Annotated in this window: 2 rRNA genes; both read right to left on the minus strand. The window is 58.7% G+C overall.

Annotated features, from left to right (window positions below):
- Positions 1-631, minus strand: a 23S ribosomal RNA gene (locus ACZ562_RS38270); the annotation flags it as partial.
- 318 nt (positions 632-949) lie between these two features.
- Positions 950-2,475, minus strand: a 16S ribosomal RNA gene (locus tag ACZ562_RS38275).
- Between the last annotated feature and the right edge of the window lie 208 nt (positions 2,476-2,683).

The following is a 2,683-nucleotide window of genomic DNA, read 5'->3' on the forward strand; positions in this document are numbered from 1 at the left end:
CCGACGCTCCCACGGCTTGTAGGCACACGGTTTCAGGTACTATTTCACTCCGCTCCCGCGGTACTTTTCACCATTCCCTCACGGTACTATCCGCTATCGGTCACCAGGGAATATTTAGGCTTAGCGGGTGGTCCCGCCAGATTCACACGGGATTTCTCGGGCCCCGTGCTACTTGGGTGTCTCTCAAACGAGCCGCTGACGTTTCGACTACGGGGGTCTTACCCTCTACGCCGGACCTTTCGCATGTCCTTCGCCTACATCAACGGTTTCTGACTCGTCCTGCCGCCGGCAGACGACAGAAGAGAGATCCCACAACCCCGCATGCGCAACCCCTGCCGGGTCTCACACGCATACGGTTTGGCCTCATCCGGTTTCGCTCGCCACTACTCCCGGAATCACGGTTGTTTTCTCTTCCTGCGGGTACTGAGATGTTTCACTTCCCCGCGTTCCCTCCACACTGCCTATGTGTTCAGCAGCGGGTGACAGCCCATGACGACTGCCGGGTTTCCCCATTCGGACACCCCCGGATCAAAGCCTGGTTGACGACTCCCCGGGGCCTATCGTGGCCTCCCACGTCCTTCATCGGTTCCTGGTGCCAAGGCATCCACCGTGCGCCCTTAAAAACTTGGCCACAGATGCTCGCGTCCACTGTGCAGTTCTCAAACAACGACCAACCACCCATCACCCCCGGTACAACCCGGAGTTCACTGGGGCCGGCATCGAAGGCTTCCCGGCCTCACGGCCGTACCTTCAGACACCCAACAGCGTGCCCGACACCCTCGCCGCTTCCCTCAACGTTCCACACTCACAAGGAGCAGTACTAGAAGGAGAAGACGATCAAGTGTGCCGAATAATCAACGTTCCACCCATGAGCAACCAGCACCGGACACTCGCCGGTGTACTGGCCTCTGAACCAGCCCCGAAGGACCGGCTGAGAAGTGCTCCTTAGAAAGGAGGTGATCCAGCCGCACCTTCCGGTACGGCTACCTTGTTACGACTTCGTCCCAATCGCCAGTCCCACCTTCGACAGCTCCCTCCCACAAGGGGTTGGGCCACCGGCTTCGGGTGTTACCGACTTTCGTGACGTGACGGGCGGTGTGTACAAGGCCCGGGAACGTATTCACCGCAGCAATGCTGATCTGCGATTACTAGCAACTCCGACTTCATGGGGTCGAGTTGCAGACCCCAATCCGAACTGAGACCGGCTTTTTGAGATTCGCTCCACCTCACGGCATCGCAGCTCATTGTACCGGCCATTGTAGCACGTGTGCAGCCCAAGACATAAGGGGCATGATGACTTGACGTCGTCCCCACCTTCCTCCGAGTTGACCCCGGCGGTCTCCTGTGAGTCCCCATCACCCCGAAGGGCATGCTGGCAACACAGGACAAGGGTTGCGCTCGTTGCGGGACTTAACCCAACATCTCACGACACGAGCTGACGACAGCCATGCACCACCTGTACACCGACCACAAGGGGGCGACCATCTCTGGCCGTTTCCGGTGTATGTCAAGCCTTGGTAAGGTTCTTCGCGTTGCGTCGAATTAAGCCACATGCTCCGCTGCTTGTGCGGGCCCCCGTCAATTCCTTTGAGTTTTAGCCTTGCGGCCGTACTCCCCAGGCGGGGAACTTAATGCGTTAGCTGCGGCACCGACGACGTGGAATGTCGCCAACACCTAGTTCCCACCGTTTACGGCGTGGACTACCAGGGTATCTAATCCTGTTCGCTCCCCACGCTTTCGCTCCTCAGCGTCAGTAATGGCCCAGAGATCCGCCTTCGCCACCGGTGTTCCTCCTGATATCTGCGCATTTCACCGCTACACCAGGAATTCCGATCTCCCCTACCACACTCTAGCTAGCCCGTATCGAATGCAGACCCGGGGTTAAGCCCCGGGCTTTCACACCCGACGTGACAAGCCGCCTACGAGCTCTTTACGCCCAATAATTCCGGACAACGCTTGCGCCCTACGTATTACCGCGGCTGCTGGCACGTAGTTAGCCGGCGCTTCTTCTGCAGGTACCGTCACTCTCGCTTCTTCCCTGCTGAAAGAGGTTTACAACCCGAAGGCCGTCATCCCTCACGCGGCGTCGCTGCATCAGGCTTGCGCCCATTGTGCAATATTCCCCACTGCTGCCTCCCGTAGGAGTCTGGGCCGTGTCTCAGTCCCAGTGTGGCCGGTCGCCCTCTCAGGCCGGCTACCCGTCGTCGCCTTGGTGAGCCGTTACCTCACCAACAAGCTGATAGGCCGCGGGCTCATCCTTCACCGCCGGAGCTTTCGACCCCCACCCATGCGAGTGGAAGTGATATCCGGTATTAGACCCCGTTTCCAGGGCTTGTCCCAGAGTGAAGGGCAGATTGCCCACGTGTTACTCACCCGTTCGCCACTAATCCACCCCGAAGGGCTTCATCGTTCGACTTGCATGTGTTAAGCACGCCGCCAGCGTTCGTCCTGAGCCAGGATCAAACTCTCCGTGAATGTTTTCCCGTGATCGGGATGACACCACGAGAGCGGTGCGAGAGGAGGAATAGTCCCCTCGCACACAGCGTCCTCGCTGTGTTGTTTCAAAGGAACCTCGTCACCGGAAGAATTCCGGCAGACGGGGTATCAACATATCTGGCGTTGATTTTTGGCACGCTGTTGAGTTCTCAAGGAACGGACGCTTCCTTTGTACTCACCCGAGAGA

The sequence above is a fragment of the Streptomyces sp. NPDC040410 genome (genome assembly GCF_055595715.1).